19 protein-coding genes are annotated in these 22,592 nt (G+C 46.3%); 9 read left to right on the top strand and 10 right to left on the bottom strand.

From position 1 onward, the window contains the following. Positions 1-27: 27 nt before the first annotated feature. From LSG34_RS16205 to ygiD, 3 genes are all read left to right on the top strand, one after another. Positions 28-3,207: an amidohydrolase family protein gene (locus tag LSG34_RS16205; protein WP_233010149.1), complete on the top strand. Its 3,180-nt coding sequence runs from the start codon at positions 28-30 to the stop codon at positions 3,205-3,207. A 160-nt stretch (positions 3,208-3,367) separates the two neighbouring features. Beyond that, positions 3,368-6,337 carry a ligand-binding sensor domain-containing diguanylate cyclase gene (locus LSG34_RS16200; protein WP_233010148.1) on the top strand — a complete coding sequence of 990 codons (2,970 nt, stop codon included), beginning with the start codon at positions 3,368-3,370 and terminating at the stop codon, positions 6,335-6,337. 95 nt (positions 6,338-6,432) lie between these two features. After that, positions 6,433-7,215, top strand: a complete 783-nt coding sequence (gene ygiD, locus LSG34_RS16195) for a 4,5-DOPA-extradiol-dioxygenase (RefSeq protein ID WP_233010147.1) — start codon at positions 6,433-6,435, stop codon at positions 7,213-7,215. A gap of 26 nt (positions 7,216-7,241) precedes the next feature. Here the strand turns inward: ygiD and LSG34_RS16190 are convergent, their stop codons facing one another. The 9 genes from LSG34_RS16190 to LSG34_RS16150 form a co-directional block, all read right to left on the bottom strand. Further along, positions 7,242-7,475 (bottom strand): hypothetical protein, encoded by a 234-nt coding sequence (locus tag LSG34_RS16190; RefSeq protein ID WP_233010146.1) that lies wholly within the window; start codon positions 7,473-7,475, stop codon positions 7,242-7,244. Then, complete coding sequence (locus LSG34_RS16185; protein WP_233010145.1) at positions 7,460-8,095, bottom strand: hypothetical protein; 636 nt, start codon at positions 8,093-8,095, stop codon at positions 7,460-7,462. Before LSG34_RS16185 ends, LSG34_RS16190 begins: the two co-directional genes overlap by 16 nt. A 124-nt stretch (positions 8,096-8,219) precedes the next feature. Beyond that, entirely contained in the window at positions 8,220-8,738 is a 519-nt protein-coding gene (locus LSG34_RS16180) for a GNAT family N-acetyltransferase (protein ID WP_233010144.1), read from the bottom strand. Between the two features lie 4 nt (positions 8,739-8,742). Further along, a complete protein-coding gene (locus LSG34_RS16175) occupies positions 8,743-10,950 on the bottom strand; it encodes a YgiQ family radical SAM protein (RefSeq protein ID WP_233010263.1) in 2,208 nt (735 codons plus the stop codon). 163 nt (positions 10,951-11,113) lie between these two features. After that, positions 11,114-12,640 carry a hypothetical protein gene (locus LSG34_RS16170; RefSeq protein WP_233010143.1) on the bottom strand — a complete coding sequence of 509 codons (1,527 nt, stop codon included), beginning with the start codon at positions 12,638-12,640 and terminating at the stop codon, positions 11,114-11,116. Then, on the bottom strand, positions 12,640-13,095 hold the full coding sequence (locus LSG34_RS16165) for a DUF6265 family protein (protein WP_233010142.1): 456 nt from the start codon (positions 13,093-13,095) through the stop codon (positions 12,640-12,642). The genes LSG34_RS16170 and LSG34_RS16165 overlap by 1 nt, the downstream gene beginning before the upstream one ends. Before the next feature lie 57 nt (positions 13,096-13,152). After that, positions 13,153-13,716: a TMEM165/GDT1 family protein gene (locus tag LSG34_RS16160; RefSeq protein WP_233010141.1), complete on the bottom strand. Its 564-nt coding sequence runs from the start codon at positions 13,714-13,716 to the stop codon at positions 13,153-13,155. A gap of 242 nt (positions 13,717-13,958) precedes the next feature. Continuing rightward, positions 13,959-14,795 carry an S-formylglutathione hydrolase gene (gene fghA, locus LSG34_RS16155; protein ID WP_233010140.1) on the bottom strand — a complete coding sequence of 279 codons (837 nt, stop codon included), beginning with the start codon at positions 14,793-14,795 and terminating at the stop codon, positions 13,959-13,961. Positions 14,796-14,845: 50 nt separating this feature from the next. Continuing rightward, a complete protein-coding gene (locus tag LSG34_RS16150; RefSeq protein WP_436286413.1) occupies positions 14,846-15,955 on the bottom strand; it encodes an S-(hydroxymethyl)glutathione dehydrogenase/class III alcohol dehydrogenase in 1,110 nt (369 codons plus the stop codon). A 232-nt stretch (positions 15,956-16,187) separates the two neighbouring features. Between LSG34_RS16150 and LSG34_RS16145 the strand changes: the two genes are divergently transcribed. The 3 genes from LSG34_RS16145 to LSG34_RS16135 all read left to right on the top strand — a co-directional run bounded on the left by LSG34_RS16145 (position 16,188) and on the right by LSG34_RS16135 (position 19,101). Continuing rightward, a complete protein-coding gene (locus LSG34_RS16145; protein WP_233010139.1) occupies positions 16,188-17,060 on the top strand; it encodes a LysR family transcriptional regulator in 873 nt (290 codons plus the stop codon). A 144-nt stretch (positions 17,061-17,204) separates the two neighbouring features. Further along, positions 17,205-17,606 carry a hypothetical protein gene (locus LSG34_RS16140; RefSeq protein ID WP_233010138.1) on the top strand — a complete coding sequence of 134 codons (402 nt, stop codon included), beginning with the start codon at positions 17,205-17,207 and terminating at the stop codon, positions 17,604-17,606. Between the two features lie 232 nt (positions 17,607-17,838). Then, positions 17,839-19,101, top strand: coding sequence for a multidrug effflux MFS transporter (locus LSG34_RS16135; protein WP_233010137.1), 1,263 nt, complete (start codon positions 17,839-17,841; stop codon positions 19,099-19,101). A gap of 105 nt (positions 19,102-19,206) precedes the next feature. Here the strand turns inward: LSG34_RS16135 and LSG34_RS16130 are convergent, their stop codons facing one another. Continuing rightward, positions 19,207-20,043 carry an AraC family transcriptional regulator gene (locus LSG34_RS16130; protein WP_233010136.1) on the bottom strand — a complete coding sequence of 279 codons (837 nt, stop codon included), beginning with the start codon at positions 20,041-20,043 and terminating at the stop codon, positions 19,207-19,209. A 348-nt stretch (positions 20,044-20,391) separates the two neighbouring features. Here LSG34_RS16130 and LSG34_RS16125 point away from each other — a divergent pair, with 348 nt between their 5' ends. From LSG34_RS16125 to LSG34_RS16115, 3 genes are all read left to right on the top strand, one after another. Next, a complete protein-coding gene (locus tag LSG34_RS16125; protein WP_233010135.1) occupies positions 20,392-21,183 on the top strand; it encodes an alpha/beta fold hydrolase in 792 nt (263 codons plus the stop codon). Positions 21,184-21,324: 141 nt separating this feature from the next. Beyond that, on the top strand, positions 21,325-21,627 hold the full coding sequence (locus LSG34_RS16120; RefSeq protein WP_233010134.1) for an ArsR/SmtB family transcription factor: 303 nt from the start codon (positions 21,325-21,327) through the stop codon (positions 21,625-21,627). A 60-nt stretch (positions 21,628-21,687) separates the two neighbouring features. Further along, positions 21,688-22,592, top strand: a 905-nt coding sequence (locus LSG34_RS16115; protein WP_233010133.1) for a zinc-dependent alcohol dehydrogenase family protein, incomplete at its 3' end; no start/stop codon positions are given.

Here is a 22,592-nt window from a genome sequence, read left to right as displayed (position 1 = left end):
TACCGTCAACCAACAAGAGGTCCACTGATGAAAAACTATAACTACAGTCTGATAGCCCTGGCTTTATGCTCCACTTTGGCCATTGCAGCCGATGATAAAAAACCAAGCTGGAATGTCGATAAACCCACCGGTAAATTCACTGATATCAAAATCGACGTGCAACAAGGCACCTGGATGAATGTCAGTGTCAGCCCTGATGGCAAAACCATCGCCTTTGATTTATTGGGTGATATTTACACTATGCCTATCAGCGGTGGCAAAGCCAAAGCCCTGACTTCAGATATTGGCTGGCAAATGCAGCCGGTGTTCAGCCCTGACGGCAAATACATTGCCTTTACCAGCGATCAAGGCGGCGGTGACAATATATGGGTGATGAAAACTGATGGTTCTGACCAAAAAGCTGTCACTGAAGAGACCTTCCGCTTATTAAATAGTCCAGCCTGGAGTCCAGACGGCGAGTTTATTGTCGCCCGTAAACACTTTACTGCCGGTCGTTCTTTAGGTGCTGGTGAAGTATGGCAATACCATAAATCAGGTGGCGCTGGTGTGATGTTGACGGCCAAAGCCAATGACGAAAAAGACCTGGGTGAACCAGCTTTTTCACCCGACGGTAAATACATTTATTTCTCACAGGACGACACGCCGGGTAAAAGCTTCCATTACAGCAAAGACTCCGAACAAGGCATTTATGTCATTAAACGCTTTGAGCGTGAAACCGGCAAAATTGATGTGCTGCTGCAAGGCGCTGGCGGAGCTATCCGCCCTACGCCTTCTTCTGATGGTAAATATTTAGCTTATATCCGCCGGGTCGATTTCCAGACTACGTTGTTTTTATATGATTTAGAAAGTGGCGAACATATTCAGCTGGATAACCAGTTGGATCGTGATATGCAGGAAACATGGGCTATTCATGGGGTTTATCCAACCTTAAGCTGGACACCGGATAACAAAAAGCTGGTGTACTGGGCCGGTGGTAAAATCAACAGTCTGGATATAGCCAGCAAAACCAAAACCGACATTCCATTCTCTGTTGAGCGCAGCAAAACCATTCAACAGGCGGTTAAATTTAAACAGGATTTAGACAAAGACCAGTTAGACGTGAAGGTCCTTGGCAACCTGCATATGTCGCCTGATGGTAAAAAAGCTGTGTATTCGGCTTTAGGTCATTTGTATATCAAAGACTTAAAATCAGGTTCAACCAAACGCCTGACCAGCCAGAACGAACATTTTGAGTTTTACCCGCAGTTTTCCCGAGATGGCAGCAAACTGGTGTACGTCAGTTGGCATGACACAGAACAAGGCCGGGTTAAGCTGCTGGATTTAGCCTCTGGCCAAAGCCGTGATTTAACGCCTGAAGCGGGTAAATATGTGGAGCCGACCTTCAGCCCGGATGGTCGCACTGTGGTGTACCGTAAATCTGGTGCCGGCTCTTTACTGGATAAAAAGTGGTCACTGAATACAGGCCTTTATGCGGTCGCCGTCAGTGGTGCTGATAAACCCAAACTAGTCAGCCGTAATGGTTATGCCCCTATGTTTGGCAAAGACAGCAAAAGAGTATTTGCCCAGGATTATGGCGAATCACCTACACTGCTCAGCATAGATTTGACCACAGAGCAGCAACGCACTTTATACACAGCTAAATATGGTACTGAGTTTAAGTTATCGCCGGATGGCAAGTACTTAGCTTTTGTCGATCGTTTTAAAGTCTATGTCACGCCTTTTGCCGAACGTGGCGCAGTGATTGATATCAGCGGCTCGGATAAGCAGTTTCCGGTAAAGCAGTTGTCAGTCAAAGCCGGTACTGATATCAGCTGGACATCCGACAGCAGCAGCTTGTATTGGCACTTAGGGCCAGAGCTGTATCATCACAGTATTGCCGGTTTGTTTGATGTAAACAGCAAAGTGAAAGTCGATGCCAAAAACGGCAGCAACATTGGCTTTACTGTACCTATGGATAAACCAGAAGGCCAAATCGCTTTTGTCGGTGGTCAGGTCATTACGATGGAAGGCGATACAGTACTGCAGGATGCTGTGGTGCTGGTTGAAGGCAATAAAATCAAAGCTGTCGGCACTAAGGCTGACATCAAAGTTCCGGCAGGCGCTGAAGTCATCGACATCACAGGCAAAACCTTATTGCCGGGTTTGTTTGATGCACACGCCCACGGTGCTCAAGGTGTCAATCAGCTGATCCCACAACAAAACTATGCGAACTACGCAAGTTTGGCTTTGGGTGTGACCTCTATTCATGATCCGTCGAATGATACTCAGGAGATTTTCACCGCCAGTGAATTGCAAAAAGCCGGTATCACTACAGGCCCACGTATATTCTCCACTGGTACTATTTTGTACGGTGCTTATGGCGCTGGTTACACCTCTCATATCGACAGTCTGGACGATGCGAAATTCCATCTGGAACGGCTGAAAAAAGTCGGCGCCTTTTCGGTAAAAAGCTATAACCAACCACGTCGTAATCAGCGCCAGCAGGTGATTGAAGCGGCTCGTGAACTGGAAATGCTGGTGGTGCCTGAAGGCGGCTCTTTACTGCAGCATAACCTGAGTATGGTCGTAGACGGTCACACCACACTGGAGCACTCTTTACCTGCTGCTGTGCTTTATGATGATGTAAAACAGCTGTGGCAACAAAGCAACACGGCCTATACACCGACCCTGATTGTGGCCTACGGCGGTATCTTTGGTGAAAACTATTGGTACGATAAAACTGACGTCTGGAAACATCCACGTTTAAGCCAGTATGTGCCTGCCGATGAGCTGCGTCCACGCAGCATGCGTCGTCCTAAAGCCCCTGATCATCACTACAACCATATCTCTATTGCCAAAATGGCCAAAGAGTTATCCGATTTAGGCGTCGTCACTAACATTGGTGCTCATGGTCAGCGCGAAAGTTTAGGTGCGCACTGGGAAATCTGGATGTTTGCACAAGGCGGCATGAGCCCGTTGGAAGCACTAAAAACAGCCACCATTAACCCGGCCAAAACCTTTGGTATGGATCATCAACTGGGTTCAATCAAAGCAGGTAAACTGGCCGACTTGATTATCCTTGATGCCGATCCGCTGAAGAATATTCGCGACACAGACAAAGTGAAGTACAGCATGGTCAACGGCCGTTTGTATGACGCTGAATCGATGAACCAGGTTTACCCGGAGAAAAAACAACGGGCCCCCTGGTTTTTTAGTCCAAAAAACTAAGCTGTCCAAGGTCAGAACATGCCGGTATTAAGCCGGCATTTTCTTTTAAAGCTAGGCTATATTTAACCACCTGACTTTGCTTATGCAATTTTGGCTGCTAGGATCTGAACAGGCATTGGCATGAAGCCCATTTCTTTGTTTTATAGAGGCTTTTCCTGGTATGCATCCAGTTTCTATTCGTATTTTCCTGTCTGTTTTGCTGATGCTGCTGCCCTGCACCTTGTTGGCATCTATGCAGTTTTCTCCCCTGGCACAGCAACATGCTGATGCCCCTTTAATCAGTTATGACATCAAACAAGACCACAAAGGGTATATCTGGTTTGCCAGTGAACTGGATGGTTTGCAACGTTTTGATGGCTACGAGTTAAGCCGCTGGAAAACCTTAAAAGACACCGAACTCCAATCCGGTATGGCCAATGTGAATCAGCTGCTTGTCGACAGCCAGCAGCGCATTTGGGTCAGTACCTGGGGTCAGGGGGTGACTTTATTGGATGAGAATCGCAACATACTACTCCGGTACCACAGCAAAGCCGCGCCTGCACTGCAGCTTCCATCAGACAGAGCGCAAAGCTTTTTTGAAGATAAACAACAAAGAGTATGGATAGGTACAGTAGAGGGTTTGCGTTACGTTCAAATGGCGGATCAGAACAGCTTGCATCAGGTTGAGATGTTGCAGAATGTGCGGGTCTGGCAAATGACACAATCCGCCAATGGCACCTTGTGGTTAGCCACCTCAAAAGGCTTGTATAGCTTATCGGAAGATTTAACACAGCTGCAGCACAAGGCACTGCCTCCGTTGGCAGACGAAGATATCAGCCTGAATCCAAAAGAGATCCGCACTCTGCTTTTAGTTGAAGAAGGCCTTTGGCTTGGTACTCAGCTTGGATTGTTTTTCTTTAGTTTTGAATTAGGACAAGTTACTCACAGGTACGCAGCTGAATTTGGTGTGATCAATACCTTATTTGAACCTGAACCGGGCCAGTTATGGCTGGGTAGTGGCGCTGGCTTATTCCGCATAAAAACAACAGAGGCACAAAAATCACCACCGGAACACATTCTGCAAACAGCAGATATCCGCAAGTTTTTTAAAGATCAAACGGGCGTTATTTGGGTGGCGAGCCGTAATAGGGGAATTTTTAAAATGAATCCTTTGCCACAGAATTTTGTGGCAGTGCCATTCCCGCCTAAACCCGGTATGCCGGACAACACTTTACGCCGTATTTATAGTCAGAACATGATTGGTGACAGAATTTGGTTGGGTGTCGATCATGATTTGCTCAGTTACGATATAAAACAGCAACACTGGCAAAAACATTTGTTACCCACCCATAGGCCTCACAATCAAATTCAGACGGTCACCCGTGATCATAAAGGCCAGTATTGGGCAGCTACCGATCTGGGGCTATTTTTGTCTGAAGCTTTAGGGCAAGACTTTAGCCAGCACACGTTGCCTGAAACCATCAAACAATTAGCTGGTATAACAGCTATTGCCGCAGACCCTGATGGTTCGCTCTGGCTTGGGATCTGGGAAAAAGGCTTGATCAAATGGCCGAAACAAAACCCGGAAGGACAACTTGAATACTACAGCATCACCTCGCAGCCGGGCGATGCTGTGATCAGCATTCTCAGCGATCAGTCAGACAGCCTCTGGGTGGTGAGCCGCTTTAGCGGTTTGTATCAATTAGAACGCAGCACAGGGCTTATCACCCGTTATCACAGCGGTGCCGACAGCCTGTTAAAACTGCCCAGCGATATTCTGCTTTGTCTTGAAAAAGTAAATGAACACCAGTTTTGGGTCTGTACCAATCAGGGTTTGTTTTTTATGGATTTAAAACAAAACCACAGTGAACTTTATCAGGTAGAGCAAGGTTTACCTGATAACAGAGTGGTCGCTATCAATGCGCAGGAGCCGGGCACAGTTTGGGTGAGTACAAAAAGAGGTCTGACAGAACTGAATTTAGAAAGCAAAACCTTCAGACTTTTTGCCGAAAAAGCCAATATCAATCCACTGCTACTGGAAACCAGAGCACTAAACCGCACGGCGTCTGGTCAATTCTGGTTGGGCACTGCGGAAGCTTTGTACCGCTTTCTACCCAGCCAGATGCACGACTATAAATTTAACGCCCATATGGTGATCAGCAAGCTTAAAGCCGATCAGGCGCAATGGCTGGATCCACAAAGCTCTGTACAAACCCCGTTGGAGCTACCAGTTCACACCAAAGAAATCAGCATTCACTTTAGCTTTCTGGAGTATTACTTCAGCGACGGTCATCAGTATCAATACCGACTTTCTGGCTCAGAGCAGGATTGGAATTCTATAGGGCACCAAAATCAGATCAGCTTCAACCGACTGCCGCCGGGGAATTACAGTTTTGAGGTACGAAATAGCCTGGAACATTCAGAGCAAAGCACAGCCAGATTGTACTTTGTGATCCCTGCCCCTTTGTGGCAGGACAAACGACTCTGGTTATTTGTGTCTTTGGTAGCCTTGTTAGCGGTCTGGTTGATCTGGCAAATCCGCACCCGTAATCTGCATCAACAAAACTCCAGACTGAACCAGCTTGTTCGGCAACGTACAACAGATTTAGAACAAGCCAACTTAGCTCTGAATCAGCAAGCCCGTACTGATTTTTTAACCAGACTGCCCAACCGACTGGCTTTTTCCGAGCAATTTGAATTATTGCAACGTCAGGCCATACGACAAAAATCACCTTTTACTCTTGTGCTGTTAGATATTGATCGCTTTAAAACCATCAATGACACCTATGGCCATGATGCAGGTGATGTGGTGTTAAGCAAAGTGGCGCAAACATTAAACCAACGTTTACGTCAACGCGATGTGCTGGCTCGCTGGGGCGGCGAAGAGTTTATTTTGTTATTACCTGAAACCTCTGCCCAGGGGGCTTTAATTATTTGTGAGGAATTACGCCAGAGCCTGATGCAGTTGATGATCGAGTATGATCAGCAGCAGATTGCTGTGACCGCCACATTGGGCATAGCTCAATTAGATGATGTGCAACTGGAACTGGTCCGCTGGCAATCCGCCGCAGATATCGCTTTGTATCAGGGCAAAAAAACTGGCCGTAACAAGGTGGTGATCTATCAGGGCAATGCGGCTGCAAGCAATTAACTGATCTAAATAATCGAATAAAAACCGCACAATTTAACCCTATTTAATCGATACTATAGCTTCTATACTGCGTTTTTAGGTTGTGGAGGTATAAGATGTCGATTGAACCTGCCTTTTTTATTGGCCACGGCAGCCCTATGAATGCGCTGGAACACAATACTTTAGTGCAGCAATGGCGAACTGTGGTGCAAGGTTACAGACCTAAAGCTATTTTGATGATCTCTGCACACTGGTACACCCAGGGCACAGCTGTAACAGCGATGACGAATCCCAGAACTATTCACGATTTTTATGGTTTTCCTGAAGAATTACACCAGGTGCAATACCCTGCCCCTGGCAGCCCGGAACTAGCTTCAGAGATCAAAACTTTATTAGCACCTCATCCGGTGGAGCTGGATTTGACCTGGGGTTTGGATCACGGAGCCTGGTCTGTGCTGATGCATATGTTTCCGAACGCCGATATCCCTGTGGTGCAGTTGAGTCTGGACAAAGATTTAAGCCCTGCTGCGCATTTAGAGCTTGCAAAAAAGCTGGAGCCGCTGCGCCAACAAGGCGTAATGATTGTAGCCTCTGGCAATGTGGTGCATAACCTGCGAATGCTGGACTGGCAAAGCACCAGGCCACCTTTGTGGGCAGAGCAATTTAACCAACAGATCAAAGAGTTTTTACTGACAAAAAACTTCGATGCTATAGCTCAGTATCAGAATTCAGGCGAAGCGGCCAGACTGTCTGTGCCCCACCCTGACCACTTTTTGCCTCTGCTTTATGTGCTGGGCAGCATGGTGGACGGCGATGAAATCAGCTTATTTAATGATGAGATTTTATATGGGGCTTTGGGGATGTTGTCAGTTCAGTTGTTAAACAAAGTGCCTGACTGAAAGACTGAAAGACTGAAAGAAAAGCGTTATTCGAGGTAACGCTTTTTCTGTTGCTGTACATCGCTGATGGCTTGAGACAAGTCAGTCCCCGTCAGACGATGCTGCTGCATCAACTTCTGCATAGCTTCGGACAACTCAGCGCTGCTGTGTTCAGTCACAGGGATTTTCGCCTGACGGTAATAAGTAGTGCCAAAATCAATCAAAGCACAAAGCAGATACACCAGAATAAAAACTGCCGGATATTTTATTTTGTGTACCATGTTTTCAGCTCCTGTTCCCATTGCTTCCGCTCTTCTGGCCATAGATCTTTGGTGGTCGCATCATCAAACTTATATCTTTTATTGGCTTTAAGTTTTAATAACACTGCGCCTGGTAAACTCTCTAAATCGTCATATTCCAACTCACCGGCTTTCAATACTTTGGCGTAATCGAGAATTTTAGCAGTGAACTCTTTGGTCAGAGGTGTCGGCGCCATCAATTTGACCTGACACAAAGTATTGCGGCATTCGCTGTCAAGAATACGTAATTCGTTATTGGTGGTGGTTACAGCCAAATGCGCCAGCAGGTATTCAGTCGCATCAGCCCAGCCTTCATCTCTGTCCTGAGCATCCCACTGTGCATGTTGCTCCAATAGAGTATTTTCTTCTGCCATTAAAGCACGAATACTTAAATAAGCATGGATCAACTGAGCCGCTTCTGGGTTTTTAGCTTCAAAATCATTGGCTTGCTTTAATTGAGATTGAGTCATAGGCTCAGGCAGCAGAGCAAATGCCAGCCAGGGTTTGGCCTGATAAGCAAAAATAGCAGCAAGAGCCACCAGCAGGCAGATCAGCCACTGTGCAGCAACAGATTGTAAATTGAGCTGAAACTTCAACGCCATACGAACTCCAATCAAAAGGCGGCAAAGTTTAACAGAGCCTGAATCAGTACTAAAGCGGCTTGTTTAAATGGCGCAGGGAAATAATAAGCCAGAGCCCAGGCTCTGGCGTTTAGACTATAAAAACTTAGATGGTTCTGGAAAAAAGCAATAAATCCTGATGTTCAATCAAAGATAATTCTGTTTTACCTTCCAGAGCAAAGCCTAATTTAGTGGCCACCTGCTGAGAACCCTCGTTTTGTGGATGGATCACAGCCACTAATCTTTTCAGACCTAAGCCCTGTGCAAACTGAATGACAGCCTTGCCGGCTTCTGTAGCCAACCCCTTGCCCCAGAACTCTGGTAAAAAACGATAACCAAGCTCAGTTTCAGAAATCTCTTCCAAAAACTTAATGCCACTAAAACCTATCACCTGGCCAGTTTCTTTCCAGACACAGGCAAAACGACCATAACCATAGACCTGATAATCCCGCAGTGGATGCTGCATCAGATAATCCAGCGTGTCTTGTTTCGACTGCGCGGGTTTATTACCGACATAACGAATTACGTCTGGCACTGTCATCAGCTGGTACATCGCATCCACATCATCCAACATAAAAGCACGTAAGATTAACCGAGGAGTTTCAAGTACGGCTTTCATTGCCATTGTTTTAACCCTTTGCTTTTTTGCTAAAGGATGGTTTACCGGATGAACGTTTAATTTTCTCCACCGCTTTGGCTGCAGGGTTGACACCTGTGTGACGGGTTAACGCCACCTGACCTGGCTTTTTGCCTGGTACTTTGATGTTACGCAGGAACATGTCCTCTTTGCCTTCTTCAGGCACCAGACAACCTTTGCTTCTGCCAATCAGGTGCTTTAAGCCCATTTTGACTAAAGCTTCGCGGATCATCGGCCAGCCTTTTGGATCATGGTAACGCAACAAGGCTTTATGTAAGCGGCGCTGACGTTCACCTTTAGGCACAGGCACCACTTCGGTATTGCCTTTGATATTCTTTAGCGAGTTCATCTCGGTGTGATAGATGGTGGTCGCGTTCGCCATAGGACTTGGGTAGAAGTTCTGCACCTGATCCAGTTTAAAATCACGTTCTTTCAGCCAGAGTGCTAAATTCACCATGTCTTTGTCTGTAGTACCAGGATGCGCTGAAATGAAGTACGGGATAAGATATTGCTCTTTACCGGCTTCACGGCTGAAGCGGTCGAACATTTCTTTAAACTTGTCATAGGCCCCCATGCCTGGCTTCATCATCTTCGACAATGGTCCGGTTTCGGTATGCTCAGGGGCTATTTTTAAATAACCACCGACATGGTGCTGTACTAACTCTTTAACGTAGTTTGGATCTTCAACAGCTAAATCGTAACGAACGCCGGATGCTACCAGAATCTTTTTAATACCATCCACTTTACGGGCAGCACGGTATAAATCCACAGTCGGGCTTTGATCCGTATCCATATGTTCACAAATGGTTGGATACACACAAGAAGGCCGGCGACAAGTTTGCTCTGCCTTTGGATTTTTACAACGTAAGCGATACATATTGGCGGTTGGGCCGCCCAAATCCGAGATCACGCCGGTAAAACCAGGCACTTTGTCACGAATTTCTTTAATTTCTTTTAAAATCGATTCCTGCGAACGGCTTTGGATCACGCGGCCTTCGTGTTCTGTAATAGAACAAAAAGAACAGCCACCAAAACAGCCACGCATAATGTTGACCGAAGTTTTAATCATCTCATAGGCAGGGATTTTCGCCTTGCCATACACAGGGTGCGGCACACGTTGATAAGGCAGGCCAAACACGCCATCCATCTCTTCAGTAGTCAGTGGGAATGCAGGAGGATTCACCCATAAATGACGGTCACCATGGCGCTGGTAAATAGCGCGGGCACAACCCGGGTTAGTTTCCTGGTGCAAAATACGTGAAGCGTGGGCATACAACGACTTATTGACACTGACCTGCTCAAAAGCCGGCAGTTTGACGTAAGTTTTTTCCCATGGTTTTTGCCGTGGCGGCTGCACCAGTATCGGCTTGGCTTCCACTTCTGGCGCTTTGCTTAAATCAATACCCTGTTGTGCAAACTCAGAAAAGGTGCCACAACCCACATCATCTGCACCATAAGGATTAGGCACAGGGTCAATTTTTCCGACTTTATCAATAGCGGTGGAATCGACGCCACGCCAACCCGGTAAAGGCTCTTTGCGGATCACAGCTGTACCACGAATATCATGCAGCGTATTGATATCTTCGCCATTGGCAATACGATGTGCCACTTCAATCAGCGGACGTTCGGCATTGCCGTAAATCAACATCTCGGCTTTGGCATCAAAAATAATGGAGCGACGAACTTTTTCCTGCCAGTAGTCATAATGGGCGATACGGCGCAGGCTGGCCTCAATACCACCAATGATTACAGGCACATCTTTGTAGGCTTCTTTACAGCGCTGAGAATAGACCAGCACTGCGCGATCAGGTCGTTTGCCGCCTTCATTGCCTGGCGTGTAGGCATCGTCGTGACGTAATTTTTTATCCGCTGTATAGCGGTTAATCATCGAATCCATATTGCCGGCAGAAACACCAAAAAACAGATTGGGTTTGCCAAGCGTCATAAAAGCATCTTTGGACGACCAGTCAGGCTGAGCAATCATACCCACCCGAAAACCCTGGCTTTCCAGCATACGGCCTACAACAGCCATACCAAAACTCGGGTGGTCGACATAAGCGTCGCCGACCACAAGAATAATATCGCAGCTGCCCCAGCCCAGTTGTTTCATCTCGGCCCGGCTCATTGGCAAAAATGGTGCAGTACCAAAGGACTCAGCCCAGTATTTAGGATAAGAAAATAATCCCCGCTCGGCCGCCATGCGGTCCACTGCTGCGGATTTTCTTAAAGGGGCCTGATTCATTTGCATCTGTTGTTTCACTCGGTTTTTGCCTGCCAAAAATGGCCGCGCATTATATCTGTTGCTAACAAGAAAGGCGATAAATCCCTTCAACAAGACAACCCAAGACTCGAATGTTCATCCCTCAATACTTATCCGGAAGAGCCTTAATTTCAAAGCTGTCTGGATCACATGTATAGCATTCTTTAAACAAATCATAGTTTGATAGTCTTGCTCGAGAAGCTTCGCGTATTGATTTAATGAAAGATCTTTCTTCTCCATTGTCTTCACGCTGTTGGTTATCCAGGGCGTAAGTGCCTAAAGCCGCACCCCATTTCTCGCCTTTAAGGCTTTCCTTTCTAGACGACAAATCCTTGTATCTATTTTCAAACGTTTTCCCACTATTAACACCGGACCAATCTGATTCAAGAAAATGTCTGCTATCGAATCCATCGTCTTCGTCCACAATAATCGCTATATCAATCAATTCTTTTAACGAAAAGTTTTGAAATTCAAAATCTGGTGCATTAGCAAAGATGAGTCCAATAAACTCCCCTCTTTGGATAAATCCTTTGATAGTTTTCACATTATCTGCAACATCTTGATCGAACGATATGATGCTTAATCTTCGTTGAATAATGTCTTCAGTTAGAAAATCTACGAGTTTCATCGCAATATTAGACTTCCCCGTTCTGAAATTTCCTTTTAAGTTAATAAGCTCTATGTTTTTGAGTTCAGGCTTCGGGATAATTCTTTTTACTGCAGCGAGCTCAGTTTCACCTTCAACATACCATCTAACGCAACTTCCTGTGGCTAATCCAAAACCAGTCACTATACGAGTACGAGAATGTCCAGGCAAATCCAAAGGTCTTGCAGCCCCAAAAGCTACTTTTCGCCCCCCCTCAAGCCACCAGCCAAACGCTTGATCTTCTTCATCCCAAACGCATTGGTGAACGTCTTCAAACACACGCCGAATAATCTCAGCAATATGACGAATCCACAGAGCTCCAGAAATATATCCTGTTAATTTCTCTCTTTTCTTCCAAATTGAAAGCCGTAACAATAAATAGAGCTCTCCATTATTATCCAACTTGGCAGCATCAACTCTCAGTTGGCGGTGATACTTTTGCCACTCAAACACATCTAGATTTTTGACTAAGTTTTTAACTTTAGACCCATAATCAGATTTTCTTTGATAGAAAGCTTCATCATTATTGGCAGACCAATACGGCAATGATTGGTGACCTGTAACGTAAGGCCAGTAAGCAGGTTCCAAAATCATAGCCATCTTAACAAGTTTATTATTCCTTACTGCCAGTGCCGAAGCAGCTTCTTGAAGCGACGGATCTTTAGACAACCAGTCAGCCTTTCGAGCATTGCCTGATTCTCTTTTTAGCTTTTCAAGCCTAAAAGCGGAGTAAAATTGGAATGGATGAAAATACAGAGAACCATCTTCGGCTATTTTTTCGACATCAAGCAGGCCATTTTCGAAAAATTCCGTTGGTCCCCCCTTAATAACGCCTCCTAAATAAACACCGCGGTCTCTAGCAAATGCAATAAACCTCGACTCCTTTAGAGGCTGAAGCTGCCTAAGGTAATGGCGTTCATCCGAAAATGCCGCAAAGAAGTCGTTAATCGGATTTATTACAGATTCATTCAACGTTGAACTCATCAGTTCCCTCTGTGATGTCTATTAAAATTTAGCCGAAAGCCTTGTCCAGCGCCATCGCTGACATCCACTTGTAAAAAATCAGCAGACAGTAGTTGATAATCAAGCTGTTTTGGAAAGTCATGGTTTTTATTTTCAAAGCGGAATCTATTGTTTTGACAGGAGATTAATGCAAAGGCCACTGGCAGCGGGTTGTGTTTTACTTTCGCAAGATAAAAGACCTTGCCTCGCATCTGCACTAAGCGTAATTCTTCACTATCTTTCAGAGCACCTGCTAGATCATGGGTGTTTCCAAGCCCTTCAAAGCTTTGATCTGAGACTTTGTGCCAGCTTTCGCTTACTACAGATTTTTTAGTCTGTGCCTGCCACTGCCCTATTAATGGTTCAAGCGAGCTGAGTTCACACTGAGCCTGCACCGAATAACAAACTAAAGACACCAGAGATAAAAACAATTTCATTGCAGCCTCTTACTCAAGCTAAACCGGCTTTAGCATAGAGGCTGCCACTTAAAAGCACTAGTACATCAGAATGGTGATGACACCCAGCAGCATAAAGATCGCACAAGCGACACGGCGCGCCCAGTCTAACGAAATACGTTCCAGCAACCAGCTACCGGCATAAACCACTGGTACATTGGCTGCCAGCATGCCAATGGTGGTGCCTAAAATCACCTGCCAGGTTTCAGGGTAAGTGGCAGCCAGCAGTACAGTAGCCACCTGAGTTTTATCGCCAATTTCTGCCAGGAAAAATAAAATACAGCTGGCAAAAAAGGCACCGTATTTTAAAACACTGACTTCTTCGCTGTCGTCTTTATCAGGAATAAGTAACCACAAAGCCACGGCAATAAAAGAGCCACCTAACAACCAGGCATGCCAACCTTCAGGGATAAACTGCGCCACCCAGGCTCCAAACCAGGCGGATGCGGCATGATTTAATAAGGTAGCCACCAGAATACCGGCAATTATAGCGCCACGGGAGCGAAAGCGGGCCGCAAGGAATAAAGACAAAAGCTGAGTTTTATCGCCGATCTCTGCAACAGCAACAGAAGCGAAGGAGGCAACAAAGGCATCAAAAAACATAAACTGCACCTGGCGGGAAAACTAAACATAAGACAACAAACCAACTCCCGCCTGGGGTTAGTACGTTGTCTTAGGTCTCATTAATACCTGATCAGCGACGATCAACGGGACGTTGTTGCCATGTACAGTGAGGTACAAGTATGTTGACAACAACACAAAACCTGGCGGTTTTGTAAATTACTCCCCTAAGCGCGCCGCTATTTTAGCTGCGCTTGGGGAATTTGGGCAAGCAAAAATTCCACTTAACCTTTTAAGTGCCTTGCATGAAAACGCAGATGTTCTTCAATAAAGCTGCTGATAAAAAAGTAGCTGTGATCGTAACCAGGTTGCAGGCGAATTTGCGCGCCACTTTGGCTGCGCTGATTAGCTTCCATCAAAGATTCAGTGCGAAGCTGTGACGGGTAAAACTGATCGCCCTCGCCCTGATCGATTAACATCGGCAAACTGCTTTGTTTTTGCGCCAGCAAGAAACTCGCGTCGTATTGCAACCACTGGCTTTGATCGCTGCCAAGATACGCACTAAAAGCCTTTTTGCCCCAGTCACATTCTGTAGGCTGACAAATAGGAGAAAAGGCCGACACTGAGCGGTAAGCTCCTGCTTCACGTAAAGCAATCACCAAAGCACCATGGCCACCCATCGAATGACCGCTGATGGCTTTCGCTTTTGTGACTGGTAAATGTGCTTCCACTAAAGCAGGAAGTTCGCGACTGATATAGTCGTACATCTGATAATGAGCAGCCCAGGGCTCTTGTGTCGCATTGACATAAAAACCTGCGCCCTGACCTAAATCATAAGCGGCATCATCTGCAACCTGCTCGCCTCGTGGGCTGGTGTCCGGGATCACTAAGGCTATGCCAAGCTCTGCTGCTACACGCTGTGCACCAGCTTTGACTGAGAAGTTTTCGTCAGTACAGGTTAAACCTGATAACCAATACAGCACCGGCACTTTTTGTTTTTCAGCCGCTGGCGGCAAATAGACAGAAAAGTGCATTACACCTTTGACTGAATCTGAGTGATGCTGATATTTAATCTGGCGGCCAGCAAACACTTTATGTTCGGATAACTGAATTAACGTCATTGCTTTATCCTTGTGCAAAGAAAGCCCGGCAAGCCGGGCTTTTAATGAAATTAAAAGTGAATAACGGTCCGGATGGACTTGCCTTCATGCATCAAATCAAAGGCTTCGTTGATTTGCTCCAACGGCATGGTGTGCGTGATAAAGGTATCGAGTTCAAACTCACCTTTTAAATAACGCTCCACGTAGTCCGGTAATTCAGAGCGGCCTTTGACACCACCAAAAGCAGTACCACGCCATACCCGACCTGTGACTAACTGAAATGGTCGGGTAGATATTTCAGCACCAGCAGGTGCCACACCAATAATCACCGACTCGCCCCAGCCTTTATGGCAGCACTCTAAAGCCGAACGCATCACGTTGACATTACCAATACATTCAAAAGAGAAATCAACGCCGCCGTCTGTCATTTCAACAATGACATCCTGAATAGGCTTGTCGAAATTCTTTGGGTTAATCACATCAGTCGCGCCCAACTGACGGGCAATATCAAACTTAGACTCGTTGATGTCGATGGCAATAATGCGGCTGGCTTTGGCCATCACAGCACCAATAATGGCAGATAAACCTATGCCACCTAAACCAAAGACAGCAACAGTATCACCCTCTTTCACTTTGGCGGTATTCATCACAGCGCCCATGCCGGTCGTTACGCCACAACCTAATAAACAGACCTTTTCTAAAGGTGCAGCTTTATTAATTTTGGCTAACGAAATTTCCGGCAGCACAGTGTATTCAGAAAAAGTAGAAGTGCCCATATAGTGATAAATAGGCTGGCCGTCTTTAGAAAAACGTGTGGTGCCATCCGGCATTAAACCCTGACCTTGGGTGGCGCGAATGGCCTGACACAAGTTCGTTTTACCGGATAAACAGAATTTACATTTACCGCATTCAGGCGTATACAAAGGGATCACATGATCGCCAACAGCCACGCTGGTGACGCCCTCGCCTATAGCTTCAACCACACCACCACCTTCATGGCCCAGAATACAAGGGAATTTGCCTTCAGAATCCTGACCCGACAAGGTATAAGCATCGGTATGGCACACACCGGTTGCCACTATACGCACCAGCACTTCGCCTTTTTGTGGTGGCATTAAATCCACTTCTTCAATTTTTAACGGTTGACCCGGGCCCCAGGCCACAGCAGCACGTGTTTTGATCATTTTCATCTGAATTCTCCAGTCTTAGTTGCCCCTGAGTATATACACAAGTAACTTGAAGTTGCAGGGCGGCGACAAGAGCGTGAGTCCCCAGGAGCATAGTTAACCTATGTGACTGGGGCGAGAGCACGAAGTCAACAAAGCTGCGGCTTCAATTACGACGGGTATAACCCATTGTAATTTTTTCTTAATCGAAGATAATCCCTGCAAATAACAAATGAGTTTTGCATAAATGAAAGAATGGCAAGGCATCAGCGAATTTGTTGCGGTAGCAGAACTTGGCAGTTTTTCTAAAGCAGCCAAAGTCTTAGCGATTTCTGTGGCTCAGGTCAGTCGCACAGTACTGCAATTAGAGCAGCGACTGAACTGCAAACTGGTACTTCGCACCACCCGCCAGGTACGGCTCACTGAACAAGGTACTTTGTATTACCAACATTGCCGGGCTTTGGTCAACGGATTGCACCAAGCTAATCAGCAGATCACCAGCCTGCAGCACGAACCTTCAGGCGCGATAAAAATTACCGCCCCTGTGTATTATGGCGAGCAGTTTATTGCACCTTTGCTGCATGAATTTCTATTACGTTACCCCAAAGTACAGCTGGACTTGCAGTTAACTAACGATCAACTGGATCTAGTGCAAGGCGGTTTTGATTGCGCCATACGCTTAGGAACTCTTAACGATTCCAGCCTACAGGCCAAGGCCTTAGGCAAACGCACCTTGTATTTATGCGCCAGCCCCGACTACCTGCAAAAATTCGGCACCCCAGCTAGTGTGGCTGAACTGCATCAACACCGCTGTTTAGTCGGCTCTGTCGATTTCTGGCGTTTTGAACAGCAAGGCCAAAAACTGCAATTTAAGCCCCAGCCTTATTTACGTTGTAATAGCGGCGTGGCTTTAACAGAAGCGGTACTCAAAGGTTTAGGCATCACTCAACTGCCGGATTATTACCTAAAGCCATTTTTGGAAGACGGACGTTTAGTTGCCCTACTACCTGAGCAACAACCATCCGACGAAGGTATCTGGGCTTTGTATCCGCTGAACCGACATTTGCCCGTCAAAGTGCGCTTACTACTGGATTGGTTGCAGCAAGGGTTAGGCCGATAATCTCAGCAGGGAGGACCCTCGAAGGCTTTACAGCACATAAGCGTGAGACAGAATCTGCCACATTTTTGTGTTTAGAACTTGCCCCATTATTGGCAACGTCATATAAATCCGTTAATGTAACTTTTTTGCAACTTTGAGGTGGTCATGAAAAAGTGGTTGTTGTTGGCCCTGCTGAGTACCAGTGTGAATGCTTATGAGCCGGACAGAGATCAGGTACTTCGATTTGAACCTTCACCCTTTCAGAATGTAGAACTCAATTGCCAGCGTGATAAAGACGTGGTACCCAGACGCAGCGACCTGCTGTTGGATCACTATGCCTTGCTGGCTTCGGATAATGGTGAGCGTATGGCCACTATTACCGTGACGAATGGTGCCGGTGGCCAACGTATGTTTAATCAGGAACATTTAGTGGCCATCATGGCGGACTGCAGCCGTATCTATCCGCTGTCATTCGAGCTGACATTGGGAGCTGGCCAGCAAGAAACCTTTCAAATCTATTTTGGCCGTCGGGCGCAACCTGTGTTGCAATTAATCAGCAATAATTAGGTGTTGTGCTTATAGCGTAAGCCTTAGTGGCCAGAACCTCTGGGGCCTACTTGACGCCTTGCGTTAAAAATTCTGTAAGTCTTGCTGAAAAATAACTCCAATTCCTGTCGATTAACCTCATCTGCAACCGACTACTGCCAAATTTGTTTAGATTTGCCACCACCCCAGCCCGCTAAAGCAGGTAAACTACCACCGCCTTTTTTCGGGCCGTTTTAAACAAGGAATGCTGTGAATGTCTGATTACTCCACTCATGCGCCTAAATCGCGTATTTCTGCCGGCGAATTTACTTTGCTGGTGGCACTTTTAATGTCCATTGTTGCCATCTCTATTGATGCCTTATTGCCTGCTTTGGACGCTATTCGTGCAGATATTGCAATGAGTCATCCCAATCAGGCGCAGTTGGTGGTCAGTGCCTTGTTTTTTGGTATGGCTATAGGCCAGCTGATTTGTGGTCCTTTGTCCGATGCCACAGGCCGTAAGAAAGTTTTAAACGGCGGCATAGTGCTGTTTTTAGTTGGTACTGTGATTTGTTATTTTGCCACCGATATCAACACCTTATTATTTGGCCGTTTTGTGCAGGGTTTAGGCGTATCTGGCCCTTATGTATCCGCTATTTCCATAGTGCGGGATAAATACTCCGGCAATGATATGGCGCGTATTATGTCGCTGGTGATGATGATTTTTGTCATGGTGCCAGCTTTAGCGCCAAGCCTGGGTCAGGCAGTGTTATGGATAGGTTCATGGCGCGATATTTTTATCCTTTATGTATTTTATGCGCTGCTGATCATGGTATGGATTTTCTGCCGCCTTGAGGAAACGCTACCAAAAGAACATCGTATTGCCATGAGTACTAAGGGTTTTGCTGAAGGCTTTAAAGAAGTCATCAGCAACGTCCCTACGGTGTGCTACATGATTTGTATGGGTTTATTTTTTGGCAGCTTTATTGGTTATCTGAATTCGTCGCAGCAGATTTTCCAGGACTTATTTAAAACAGGTGAGCTCTTTACTTTGTACTTTGGCTTGCTGGCCTTAGTCTTTGGCGCGGCCTCTCTGGTCAATTCCCGTCTGGTGCAAAAATGGGGCATGCAGCATTTATCTAACCGAGCCGTCTGGGGCATTATTATCAGCTCAGCGCTATTTTTAGCATTGCATCTGGCTGTTGAGGTGCAATTATGGATGTTTGTTATTTACGCTTCAGTGCTGTTTTTCTGCTTTGGTCTGGTGTTTGGCAATATCAACGCCATGGCAATGGAGCCTATGGGACACGTGGCTGGTATAGCGGCTGCCATTATTGGCTCTACATCGTCCATTATGTCGATGAGCATAGGCACCATCATAGGGCAGATGTACAACGGTACGCTAATTCCTGTAACAGCCGGCTTTTTGATTTTTGGCAGCATTAGTATGGTGATTTTAACTTTTGCACAGAATTACAAAAAGAAGCACAAAGAAACAGAGCAGGAACAACCAGCAGTTTCTTCAGAATCAATCTGATCGTTGCCCTCTCATTTTTTAAACTGGTTTAATAACAAAGCAAAGCCCATGTCATTATGGGCTTTTTCATATCTATGAAGTAACACCAGCCCGGTTACAACTAAATTAATGAGTCTGCAACTGCAACCACTCTCTTGGGCTGTTGCCGGTTTTGCGCCTGAAGGTTCGGGCCAAAGCCGATGGGCTTTCATAACCCACTTCATCTGCTATCAAGGCTATAGGACGGCCTTCCCTTAATAGTTTTTGTGCCAGGCTCACCCGCCAGCTCACCAGATAATCAGCGGGCGTAATTCCTACCACTTTATGAAACTTGGCAGCAAAACTGGCTCTGGACATACTGGCAGCAGTGGCCAGCTCAGCCACAGACCAGGCTTTAGCTGGCTGGTCATGCATTAAAGTCACAGCCTTTGACAGCCGTAAATCTGCAAGCCCCGCCATCATACCGGTCGATACACTGCGGTTGGCCATCATATAACGCAGCAATTGGATCACCACCAGTTCAAACAAGCGGTTGAGTACGGCATTTTTGCCACAATGCTGTGCAAAAGCTTCGTCAAATAACCAATCAAGGTTACCACTGAGCATAGACATTTCAGCCAAAGGCATTAGCACATAAGCAGGCAAAGCCGTGGTCAGGGGGTTATCCAGCCCCCCATCAAAGCTCAGTGCAGCAGATACCAACTCAACTTGTTGATCTGATTTCGGCACTTGCGCGACATTCAGACTATGACTACAAGGCCTTGGAATAAATAACAAGCTTGGCTCTGTGATATGCACGGTTTTTTGTTGATCCAGTTGCAGTACCGCATCACCAGAGCGCAGCAAATGTAGCTTGGCTGTTCTGTCTGTGACATCAAAACTAATTTCAGTACTGAGCACACCACCGAAGATGGTGGTTGCGTGCATGCCAAATTGGGCCAACAACGTAGATAACCTATCCATAAAATATCCTTCGTTTTTGAAGCCGCAGCGGCGTTGACCGCGCGCTCTCACCCCAATCACATAGGCTTACTATGTTCATGGGGCCTCGTTTACTTGTCGCCTTGCTGCAACTCCAATTACTTTGGATATACACTTTTTGCTAAACAAAGCAAAATTAGACGATCTGTTGCATAACTTAGACTATTTGAACCCAAAAGGAAAGCAAGGCGGCTTACTATAATCACAGCCGCTACCAAGGGGAAAACAACAAAACCCCCTTGCCTGAAGCGAGCGAAAAACTAAACAGGTAAGCGCACCAACAAGAGCGCAACCAACTAACTAAGCTTGCAAATCCAAAAGGAAACTAACATGACTAATTTCAAATCACGTTTATTAACCACAGCTATCGCAACATTTGGCCTGACCTTTGGCGCCGCAGCTTTTGCTGCTGAAAAACCAACAGTGTTATTAGTACACGGCGCCTTTGCTGAATCATCCAGCTGGAATGGCGTAGTCGCTGAACTTCGCGAACAAGGTTACCCGGTGATTGCAGTCGCTAACCCACTGCGCAGTGTAAAAAGCGATGCAGCTTATCTGCAAGATGTAGTAGCAAACACGAAAGGACCCGTAGTTTTAGTAGGTCACTCTTACGGTGGCTCAGTGATCAGCAACGTGACAGCCGATCAAGCAAAAGTAAAAGCTTTAGTTTATGTAGCAGCTTTTGCTCCTGAACAAGGCGAAAATATTGCCGAGTTATCCGGACGTTACCCAGGCGGTACTTTAGGCCCAACCCTTGCGGCTCCTGTGGCATTAAAAGATGGTAATAAAGATTTATATATCCAACAGGATAAATTCGGTGCTCAGTTTGCAGCAGACGTACCTGCAGCAGAAGCATCTTTAATGGCCGCCACCCAGCGCCCTGTGACTGAAGCAGCATTGCATGAAGCTTCAGGAGCTCCAGCCTGGAAAAAAATTCCGTCATGGGCTATTTACGGCACTGCCGATAAAAACATCCCTGCTGCTGCAATGAAATTTATGGCTGAGCGTGCTGGTGCTAAAAAGATTGTTGAAATCAAAGATGCCTCTCATGTAGTGATGACATCTAAACCTGAGCAGGTTGCAAAGCTGATTGTTGAAGCGGCAGAAGCCACAACTAAATAACCACTCAGCCACAGAAAGCAAAAAGCCATCTCCATAGGAGATGGCTTTGCTTTGGCCCCTGAAAAAGGGGTTATATTCTATTTAAATCTTTAATTGCCACCCCGCCATTGACATATCGATAAATCTCGATATCATGTCAGCATGGAACTACTAGAAATATTCAAAGCCCTCTCAAATCGTACACGACTCGACATCGTGAAAGGTTTGAAGGACCCCGCAAAAAACTTTCCTCCTCAGGATGAAGGTGATGTAAATATTGTGGGTGTTTGTGTAAGTAGTATTCAGGAAGGTGTGGGGCTGTCTCAGTCAACCGTATCTGATTATCTTGCCACTCTGCAACGTGCAGGCTTGGTTGAAGTCAGGCGCATTGGCCAGTGGACCTATTACAAACGAAACGAAGCAACCATCAGTGCTCTTGCCGAGCTTATAGGCAGAGAACTGTAATTTTTTATAACCACACATCGAGAATTACCGATATCCCTTTTTACCGAAACGAGGTGTAATATGAAAGCGATAGTACTTAAATCATTTGGTGGCCCGGAAGCATTTGAACTTTGCGATCTAGCCAAACCAGTACCACAAGCAGGACAAGTGCTGGTGAAGGTGTATGCAACCTCCATCAATCCATTGGATTATCAAGTCCGCTGCGGAGATTATCCTGATCTGGTGCCACTACCCGCCATTACCGGTCACGACATTTCAGGAGTAGTCGAAGCCGTTGGCCCGGGCGTAACAGGCTTCGCCCCTGGCGATGAAGTTTGGTATACCGCACAGATATTCGGTGGACAAGGCAGTTATGCTGAGTATCACGTTGCCGATGAAAAAATTATCGGAAAAAAACCTGCTGCATTAAACCATCTGGAGGCAGCAAGCCTATCTCTGGTGGGCGGAACTGTATGGGAAGCACTGGTAGAGCGAGCCGGATTAAAAGTGGGTGAAAGTATTCTGATCCACGGTGGTGCCGGAGGGGTTGGACACATAGCTATTCAACTTGCAAAAGCAATAGGGGCCAGAGTATTCACAACAGTACGCAAAACAAACTTCGAGTTCGCAAAAAGTTTGGGAGCAGATGTCACTATCGACTACAAAAATGAGGATTATGCCGACATCATTATGCGCGAAACCGATGGCCAGGGGGTTGATGTAGTGCTCGACACCATTGGCGGAGATACCTTGTCGCATAGCCCGCATACGTTGGCTCAGCTGGGCCGGGTGGTGAGCATAGTAGACATCGCGACGCCTCAGAATTTAATTGAAGCCTGGGGGAAAAACGCGAGTTATCACTTTGTATTCACAAGACAAAACCGCGGAAAGCTTGATGAATTGAGCCGACTGATAGAACGTGGTCAGTTGAAACCCTATGTTGGTGCGACTTATTCGCTTGAGGATATCCCACTCGCCCATGCCCT

Source organism: Rheinheimera faecalis (assembly GCF_021290965.1).
Lineage (GTDB): Bacteria > Pseudomonadota > Gammaproteobacteria > Enterobacterales > Alteromonadaceae > Pararheinheimera > Pararheinheimera faecalis.
This window is presented reverse-complemented; position numbering and strand designations above follow the sequence as displayed.

What these genes read in the sequence shown, in the direction of transcription:
- LSG34_RS16205 (WP_233010149.1), top strand. Translation starts at nt 28, where the DNA reads ATGAAAAACTATAACTACAGTCTGATAGCCCTGGCTTTATGCTCCACT.
- LSG34_RS16200 (WP_233010148.1), top strand. Translation starts at nt 3,368, where the DNA reads ATGCATCCAGTTTCTATTCGTATTTTCCTGTCTGTTTTGCTGATGCTG.
- ygiD (WP_233010147.1), top strand. Translation starts at nt 6,433, where the DNA reads ATGTCGATTGAACCTGCCTTTTTTATTGGCCACGGCAGCCCTATGAAT.
- LSG34_RS16190 (WP_233010146.1), bottom strand. Translation starts at nt 7,475, where the DNA reads ATGGTACACAAAATAAAATATCCGGCAGTTTTTATTCTGGTGTATCTG.
- LSG34_RS16185 (WP_233010145.1), bottom strand. Translation starts at nt 8,095, where the DNA reads ATGGCGTTGAAGTTTCAGCTCAATTTACAATCTGTTGCTGCACAGTGG.
- LSG34_RS16180 (WP_233010144.1), bottom strand. Translation starts at nt 8,738, where the DNA reads ATGGCAATGAAAGCCGTACTTGAAACTCCTCGGTTAATCTTACGTGCT.
- LSG34_RS16175 (WP_233010263.1), bottom strand. Translation starts at nt 10,950, where the DNA reads ATGGCGGCCGAGCGGGGATTATTTTCTTATCCTAAATACTGGGCTGAG.
- LSG34_RS16170 (WP_233010143.1), bottom strand. Translation starts at nt 12,640, where the DNA reads ATGAGTTCAACGTTGAATGAATCTGTAATAAATCCGATTAACGACTTC.
- LSG34_RS16165 (WP_233010142.1), bottom strand. Translation starts at nt 13,095, where the DNA reads ATGAAATTGTTTTTATCTCTGGTGTCTTTAGTTTGTTATTCGGTGCAG.
- LSG34_RS16160 (WP_233010141.1), bottom strand. Translation starts at nt 13,716, where the DNA reads ATGTTTTTTGATGCCTTTGTTGCCTCCTTCGCTTCTGTTGCTGTTGCA.
- fghA (WP_233010140.1), bottom strand. Translation starts at nt 14,795, where the DNA reads ATGACGTTAATTCAGTTATCCGAACATAAAGTGTTTGCTGGCCGCCAG.
- LSG34_RS16145 (WP_233010139.1), top strand. Translation starts at nt 16,188, where the DNA reads ATGAAAGAATGGCAAGGCATCAGCGAATTTGTTGCGGTAGCAGAACTT.
- LSG34_RS16140 (WP_233010138.1), top strand. Translation starts at nt 17,205, where the DNA reads ATGAAAAAGTGGTTGTTGTTGGCCCTGCTGAGTACCAGTGTGAATGCT.
- LSG34_RS16135 (WP_233010137.1), top strand. Translation starts at nt 17,839, where the DNA reads ATGTCTGATTACTCCACTCATGCGCCTAAATCGCGTATTTCTGCCGGC.
- LSG34_RS16130 (WP_233010136.1), bottom strand. Translation starts at nt 20,043, where the DNA reads ATGGATAGGTTATCTACGTTGTTGGCCCAATTTGGCATGCACGCAACC.
- LSG34_RS16125 (WP_233010135.1), top strand. Translation starts at nt 20,392, where the DNA reads ATGACTAATTTCAAATCACGTTTATTAACCACAGCTATCGCAACATTT.
- LSG34_RS16120 (WP_233010134.1), top strand. Translation starts at nt 21,325, where the DNA reads ATGGAACTACTAGAAATATTCAAAGCCCTCTCAAATCGTACACGACTC.